9 protein-coding genes are annotated in these 7,366 nt (G+C 44.6%); 5 read left to right on the top strand and 4 right to left on the bottom strand.

Annotated elements, in window-relative coordinates; genetic code table 11:
• A partial coding sequence (locus F6K20_RS17090; RefSeq protein ID WP_287295411.1) for a hypothetical protein occupies positions 1-1,217 on the bottom strand: 1,217 nt, incomplete at its 3' end.
• 287 nt (positions 1,218-1,504) lie between these two features.
• Complete coding sequence (locus tag F6K20_RS17085) at positions 1,505-1,771, bottom strand: hypothetical protein (protein ID WP_287251131.1); 267 nt, start codon at positions 1,769-1,771, stop codon at positions 1,505-1,507.
• A gap of 163 nt (positions 1,772-1,934) precedes the next feature.
• Here F6K20_RS17085 and F6K20_RS17080 point away from each other — a divergent pair, with 163 nt between their 5' ends.
• From F6K20_RS17080 to rfbD, 3 genes are all read left to right on the top strand, one after another.
• Entirely contained in the window at positions 1,935-2,582 is a 648-nt protein-coding gene (locus tag F6K20_RS17080; RefSeq protein WP_287251142.1) for an alpha/beta hydrolase, read from the top strand.
• Positions 2,583-2,965: 383 nt separating this feature from the next.
• Positions 2,966-3,511: a dTDP-4-dehydrorhamnose 3,5-epimerase gene (gene rfbC, locus F6K20_RS17075; protein ID WP_008178350.1), complete on the top strand. Its 546-nt coding sequence runs from the start codon at positions 2,966-2,968 to the stop codon at positions 3,509-3,511.
• The gene (gene rfbD, locus F6K20_RS17070; protein ID WP_008178352.1) at positions 3,508-4,398 is read left to right on the top strand and encodes a dTDP-4-dehydrorhamnose reductase; all 891 of its coding nucleotides are present in this window, start codon (positions 3,508-3,510) and stop codon (positions 4,396-4,398) included. The genes rfbC and rfbD overlap by 4 nt, the downstream gene beginning before the upstream one ends.
• Here rfbD and F6K20_RS17065 read toward each other — a convergent pair.
• Positions 4,383-4,559: a hypothetical protein gene (locus tag F6K20_RS17065; RefSeq protein WP_154659650.1), complete on the bottom strand. Its 177-nt coding sequence runs from the start codon at positions 4,557-4,559 to the stop codon at positions 4,383-4,385. The two genes, rfbD and F6K20_RS17065, sit on opposite strands and share 16 nt — an antisense overlap.
• Positions 4,560-4,696: 137 nt before the next feature.
• Between F6K20_RS17065 and F6K20_RS17060 the strand changes: the two genes are divergently transcribed.
• On the top strand, positions 4,697-5,770 hold the full coding sequence (locus tag F6K20_RS17060; protein ID WP_008178356.1) for a glucose-1-phosphate thymidylyltransferase: 1,074 nt from the start codon (positions 4,697-4,699) through the stop codon (positions 5,768-5,770).
• Positions 5,771-5,852: 82 nt separating this feature from the next.
• On the opposite strand, the gene F6K20_RS17055 is transcribed toward F6K20_RS17060, so the two are convergent.
• Positions 5,853-6,029 (bottom strand): hypothetical protein, encoded by a 177-nt coding sequence (locus F6K20_RS17055; protein WP_008178357.1) that lies wholly within the window; start codon positions 6,027-6,029, stop codon positions 5,853-5,855.
• Here F6K20_RS17055 and rfbB point away from each other — a divergent pair.
• On the top strand, positions 6,028-7,125 hold the full coding sequence (gene rfbB / locus F6K20_RS17050) for a dTDP-glucose 4,6-dehydratase (protein ID WP_287295409.1): 1,098 nt from the start codon (positions 6,028-6,030) through the stop codon (positions 7,123-7,125). The genes F6K20_RS17055 and rfbB overlap by 2 nt on opposite strands.
• Positions 7,126-7,366 lie beyond the last annotated feature (241 nt).

Genomic DNA, 7,366 nt, shown 5'->3' with positions numbered 1-7,366 from the left:
TTGGTCATCTTCACAACGGTTGCTATCTCTTTAAGAGACTTACCCTCACAGTAAAGGAATCGGAAACCTGGGATAACCTTTGAAGCAAAACAAGCGTAACGGCGACTTTGCTCTAAAGAGGCAATGTGCTCAGCCAAGGCTTGCGCTATCGCGTGATCTAAAACCTCAATCAGTCCCTGTTCAAGAAAATCCTGCAATTCAGATTGTCCTAAATGATCTATGGTATTAATAGAGTTTAGATCAGGTAATTCTTTGGGGACATACTCGCCAGTTTCTGGATCCCGTGCTTCTAGAGGTTCCCAGATCGGACTTCCTCTGCGGCTCCAAATCTCCTCTTCTTGCAGACCCTTGGCTATCCTGGTTAGTTCTTTGTGAAGCTCTTTGGTGGAATTGATGATAACACCACGTTCTGGCAACAGGTGGAGCATGTCTTGGAGTTGGTCATCCCTAGGCTCAAGGCATTGGTTAACTCTAGGGTTAAGTTTATGGTTAACTCTATGGCGCCGCTGCTGTTGTCTGTCTTGAGAATAGACAGTATGGAAGGTTTCTACTAGTTTGCGATCGCGTGGATAGAGCTGTTCAAGGTGTCTGAGTTTAACTCGTCCCAACAGTGACCAGTTACTGGACAAGGGCAATCCCTGTTCAGCTAAGCAACGTTTGATATCAGGATGTTGTTTGGTTTTCAGATATGCCCAATTGTCCAAACTGAAGCGAGCTGGTGAGTTCAGACGATAGCTTGCCAAGACATCAATCGTAAAAAACTGACCAAGTCCAGGTTCAATCTCACCTTGCTTATTAACAACCAGTTGAGCTTTGCCATCACTATCGAGAATAATCGGAGTTTTGCCATCATCATTGAGTACATAGGATAGCAGCTCACGGTAAGTTAACCGATAGTCAAGGCAAAACTGACTCGCTAGTTTTTTACAAGCCTTTAGGATAGGCATTGAAACATAGCACCGAAGACACAGTCCAGCTAACACCCGGTATTTAGTATCACATGTAGTATCAACAGTAGATAGCTCAGCACGAAACCAGGATAGCAGTAAATCCTGGATACCTCGCTCCCACTGAGCTAATAACCTTTCCTTTTGATCCAATCCCAGGAGTGTTTGTTGAAAAAACTCCTGTGCTTCCTGTTGATGGCAGACTTTGTAGCCTTTTTCGTTATTGGTTGGGTCAAATACCCGAATTGTCGAGTATCTAGATGCATCCATAACCGATTGAGACAGCACTCTACTAGTATATAGATGTCAGGCTATTTAACCTGTGCAGTTTTCTCTAGCAACAGCAACAGGCAAGGCGTTGGTCAATGGTGGAACGATTGAGGGTAATCGGTAATCATTAATCAGTAATCAGTAATCAGTAATCAGTAATCAGTAATCAGTAATCAGTAATCAGTAATCAGTAATGTTAATTTGAGATTCCCTCACCGTCAATCATCAAACTCCAACCTACCCTACAACGGACGCCTGGACAAAAACCACCTCCAAGCCTTCAACCTTCAACCTTGGCCAATAGGCCACGCCATCGCGTTCAACCCTCCAACCTTCAACCTTGGCCAATAGGCCACGGGTTCGCTGAAAGCGGGACGAAGTCCATCGCGTTCAACCTTCAACCTCCCAACCTCCCAACCTTCAACCTCCCAACCTTCAACCTCCCAACCTTCAACCTCCCAACCTTCAACCTCCCAACCTTCAACCTCCCAACCTTCAACCTCCCAACCTCCAACCTCCCAACCTTGGCCAATAGGCCACGCGTGCGCGTTCAACCTCCCAACCTTCCAAAGCCTATTACTTGTGAAAATCAATTCATTTAAGCGACGAAAATTTCTATTCCAAAGTTTAGTAGCTCTGGGAATAACGCTGTTATCAACTGCTTGCCAAAAAGCGTACAATTCTCAAGAGATCACCTACTCTGATGGAGATAAATCTTTGCAGCTGAACTATATTAACATTCCCCCTACCAACAATCAACCACCAGCTGGATTAATTGTCTGCTTACATGGCTTTGGAGCCAACTCCCAAGATTTGGTATCTTTGGCTAAGGCGCTAAACTTACCAGACTATCAGTTTCTATTTGCTGAAGCTCCCTTTGACCATCCTGCTGTACCTGAGGGTAAAATGTGGTATGATTTGAATGGCCCGGAGTATCAAGGCTTAACCGAAAGCAGACAGCAGCTAATTGATTGGCTCAAATCCCTGGCCAAAAGGCCACGCTACGCGAACGAAGTGAGCACTGGCGTGCCCCTATCCCGCACCATTCTGAGTGGATTTTCCCAAGGCGGAGCCATGACATTAGATGTAGGGTTGACCTTGCCAATAGCAGGCTTAGTATCCATGAGTGGCTATTTACATAGCCGAACCCAACCTCCTACAGGCTCATCGTTACCAGCAATTTTGATAGTTCATGGTAGACAAGACGAGGTTGTACCGTTAATGGCTGCTCACAATGCTAGATATACTCTAACTGGTTTAGGGATACAGGTCAAGTATCAAGAATTTGACATGGGACATCAAATCATCCCAGAGGTAGTAGTGCTCTTTCGTAATTTTGTTCTTGAAGTAATGGGTAATCGGTAATCTGAATGACTTTTCGTTAATTTAGTTTAGTAAATTTAATTTTTTCGATAGTTTACACCATTCGCCTTTACGAAATCCTGATAGCAATTTTAAATTCAGTAGAATACAAAAGTTCGTCAGATTAAGCCTCGATCGATCTTCCCCATCTTGCCATCCCTCCCTTTCTACACAACTAGGTGTAGTCTACTTGAGTGCAGACTACTATTATAATTACTCCCCTATCAATCTTGTTTTCAATTAACAGACTACTAGGGAGGAAAGTGTCAAGCTGAGATATTTCACAAAAAGTTTACAAAGTATTGAAATTCTTTCAGTGTAGATAACACAAACTTGATGAGGAGTTGGTCACTTTAAGAGGCTTAGCTAATCAACCAGAGAACTGTATGAACGTTATTGAAACCAAAATACCCGAAGTCTTAATTCTTGAACCCCGTGTCTTTGGTGATGACCGTGGTTTTTTCTTTGAAAGCTACAATAAACGAGTTCTAGCAGATAAAGCTGGGATCACCGCTGAGTTTGTCCAGGATAACTATTCCCGTTCAGCCCAAGGGGTGCTTCGAGGATTACACTACCAGATTCAGCAGCCCCAAGGTAAACTGGTGCGGGTTTTACTCGGAACTATATTTGATGTGGCAGTGGATATTAGAAAAAGCTCCCCGACCTTTGGACAGTGGGTTAGTTGTTTGCTGAGTGCAGAAAATAAACAACAAATCTGGATTCCAGCTGGATTTGCCCACGGATTCCTGGTAGTCTCTGAATTCGCTGAAGTTTTATATAAGACTACTGACTTCTACGCTCCTGATCACGAGCGGACTATTGTGTGGAATGACCCTGACCTAGCCATTCATTGGCCTCTGACCGACTCTCCCAGTCTGTCGGCTAAAGATCAAGCGGGTAAGTCTTTCAAAACAGCCGAGGTTTTTGCATGAAAAAAATCTTACTCACTGGGATTACTGGACAAGTGGGTCAAGAGTTGGAAGATACTCTGAGTCCCCTAGGCCAAGTCATCGGTGTGGGGCGCAGCGATATGGACTTAGCTGAGCCAGAGAGTATTCGTCAGGTAATTCATCAGATTAAGCCTGACGTGATTGTCAATGCAGCGGCTTACACGGCTGTGGATAAAGCAGAGACAGAACTGGCACTGGCTAAATCGATTAATGCTGTTGCTCCAACCATCATGGCAGAGGAAGCTCAGAATTTAGGAGCCATCCTGCTCCATATTTCCACCGACTATGTGTTCGATGGCAAAAAAAATACTCCTTACACGGAGCAAGACACTCCTAATCCCATCGGTTCTTATGGTAAGTCGAAACTGCAAGGGGAAGAAGGGGTGCAGCAAAAATGCGATCGCATTCTCATCCTTAGGACTGCTTGGGTTTATGGTACTCGTGGTCATGGCAACTTTGTCAAAACCATGTTACGACTAGGGGCTGAGCGAGAAGAGCTTCGGGTGGTAGCGGATCAAGTGGGTACTCCTACCTGGGCTAAAGATATAGCAGTAACCATTACTCAACTTTTGCAAGCAATGGATTCTAATCCAATGCTAGGAGGAATCTATCACTTCACCAACACTGGTGTCACCAGTTGGTATGACTTTGCCGTTGCCATCTTTGAAGAAGCCAAACTGCTGGGCTTCCCCTTAAAATTGCAGCGAGTTGTCCCAATTACTACCCCAGAATACCCCACTCCCGCTCAGCGTCCAGCTTACTCAGTTCTCTCAAACCAGAAAATATCCCAAACCTTGGGAAGCTATCCGCCCCATTGGCGTCAATCTTTGAGGCAAATGCTAGCAGAACTTTATCAAAAGCTTGGGTAATTGCTATAAGCATAGGGAGTAGGGAGTAGGGAGTAGGGAATCGGGCATCGGGCATCGGGCATCGGGCATCGGAAAACAATCCTGTGTACCTGATTAGTATGAGAACCGCTATAGTTCAAGTTCAACCAAACAACCTGCCAACCAAACAACCAAACAACCAAACAACCTTCAACCTACCCTACGGGAACGCCAAGGGCGAACAACCTTCAACCTACCCTTCACCGAATGCCAAGGGCGAACAACCTTAATAATTCATATTTCATATTTCAGACTTTATAGTGAGGATTTCATATAGCTTATGAAAGCACTAATTCTTTCTGGGGGAAAAGGCACTCGTTTACGTCCCCTAACTTATACTGGTGCCAAACAGTTAGTACCTGTTGCTAATAAACCAATTTTGTGGTATGGGCTTGAAGCCATTATCGCTGCTGGTATTACTGATATCGGTATTATTATCAGTCCTGAAACTGGGGAAGAAGTTAAGGCTAAAACAGGAAATGGCGATCGCTTCGGAGCTAACATTACCTATATCCTCCAAGACCAACCCTTAGGACTTGCCCACGCCGTTAAAGTCGCCCAACCCTTTCTCGGAGATTCTCCCTTTGTAATGTACTTGGGAGACAACTTGGTTCAAAGTGAACTGAACTTATTTGTCGAGAATTTCCAGAACAAAAATCTGGATGCCCTGACCCTGCTACGGGAGGTAGATAATCCTACTGCCTTTGGTGTTGCCAAAGTCGATGAATTCGGGCGAGTGTTGCAGCTAGTAGAAAAACCGAAAGTTCCTCCTTCTAATCTCGCACTGGTAGGTGTTTACCTATTTTCCCCTGTTATCCATCAAGCAATTGCTAACATCCAGCCTTCTGCTAGAGGGGAACTGGAAATTACCGATGCGATTCAATACTTGATTGATCAGCAAAAAAATGTAGAAGCTTTTCAAATCAAAGGTTGGTGGCTGGATACTGGGAAAAAAGATGACTTGTTAGCTGCTAACCAGATTATTCTAGATACTTGTCTAGAATCTGCTGTTGATGGTGAAATTGACTCCGAAAGTCGAATTAGCGGACGGGTACAGATTGGTAAGGGGTCTTATATTACTAATTGTACCATTCGTGGTCCAGTTACCATTGGGGAAAACTGCCATCTGGAAAACTGCTTCATTGGTCCATATACTAGCATTGCTGACCAAGCTACTCTCTTAGATGCTGACATTGAGCATAGCGTGATTCTAAAAGGTGCTAAATTAACGGGGATTCATCAACGAATTGTTGATAGTTTAATTGGAGAACGAGCTCAAGTTAAAGCTGCACCCCAACATCCAAAAGCTTTACGATTCATGATTGGTGATGACTCTCAAGTTGAACTAACTTAAGGTAATAATTCAGCGGTCAGCCGTCAGCGATCAGCGGTCAGCTGAAAATAAACCTTGAACGATCGAATTTAATAATTCGATATTAATGAGAATTGAAGGTCTGGGTAAAAGCCATTGGCCAATGGCTGATAGCTGATAGCTGATGGCTGAATGCTGATAACTGATAGCTGAATGCTGAATGCTGATAACTGATAGCTGATAGCTCAATGCTTACTTTTCTACTAACCCATTGAAGCACTAACCCACTCAAACTAATCATGAATTCTTTTGAACAAAAATCCCTGACTACTAGACAACCTCGCCAATTACTAGTAACAGGTGGTGCAGGATTTATTGGCTCGAATTTTGTTCATCACTGGTGTGAACAGTACCCAGGCGATCGCGTGGTGGTACTAGATGCTCTTACCTATGCTGGAAACCGCCAGAATCTGGCCGGTCTGGAAGACAAAGCAAATTTGCGGTTTGTCCAGGGAGACATATGCGATCGCATTCTAGTAGACCGCCTGCTCCAGGAAGAAAACATCGACACCGTCGCCCATTTTGCTGCTGAATCCCACGTTGACCGCTCCATTTTAGGACCTGATGCTTTTATCCGCACTAATGTTGTCGGTTCCTTTACCCTACTAGAATCCTTCCGGCAACAATGGCAAAATCAAGGACAACCAAAGGATTATCGCTTCCTCCATGTTTCCACGGATGAAGTGTATGGCAGTCTAAGTGCTGATGACCCAGCCTTCTGTGAAACCACACCCTATGCCCCCAACAGTCCCTATTCTGCTTCCAAAGCTGGCAGTGACCATCTTGCCCGGGCTTATTACCATACCTATGGGGTCCCGACTATTATCACCAATTGCTCCAATAACTACGGACCCTATCATTTTCCAGAAAAATTAATTCCCCTGATGTGCATCAACATCCTGTTGGGCAAATCTCTACCAGTCTACGGGGATGGACAAAATATTCGAGATTGGCTGTATGTGGGTGATCATTGCCGTGCTTTAGATGTAGTGATTCACAAAGGTCAACCAGGAGAAACCTATAACATTGGTGGCAATAACGAAGTCAAAAACCTAGACCTAGTTCACCAGATTTGCGAGCTGATGAATGAATTAGCCCCTGATCTACCGGTTGCTCCAGCACAACAGTTAATTACCTTTGTCAAAGACCGCCCAGGCCATGACCGTCGCTATGCTATTGATGCGACTAAAATTAAAACTGAACTGGGTTGGGTACCAACAGAAACCTTAGCAGGTGGCCTACGTAAAACTATTGAGTGGTATCTCAGCAATCGGGATTGGTGGCAACCATTGCTATCCCAAGAGTATCAAGCTTACTATCAAAAAGTTTATGCCTAGAAGGATGTTCGCGTAGCGTGGCCGTTCGCGTAGCGTGGCCTAAAGGCCAAAAGGCTAAGGGTTAGGTACCCTCGTCCTAGATTTTAGGGAGTAGGGAGTAGGGAGTAGGGAGTAGCGATGCAGTGTGGTCAAGACCGCTTAGGTGCGTTTTCCGTAGACGAATTAAATTCGCCACGGGTCGCACCTCTGCATCGCTTTTTAATAACACCAAAAAATCTTCCGAGCTTTTTCCTACTGTTCC

The organism is Moorena sp. SIO2C4 (genome assembly GCF_010672485.1).
Taxonomy (GTDB): domain Bacteria; phylum Cyanobacteriota; class Cyanobacteriia; order Cyanobacteriales; family Coleofasciculaceae; genus Moorena; species Moorena producens.
Note: the sequence above shows the minus strand (reverse complement) of the source record. Positions and strands in the feature narration are given on the sequence as shown.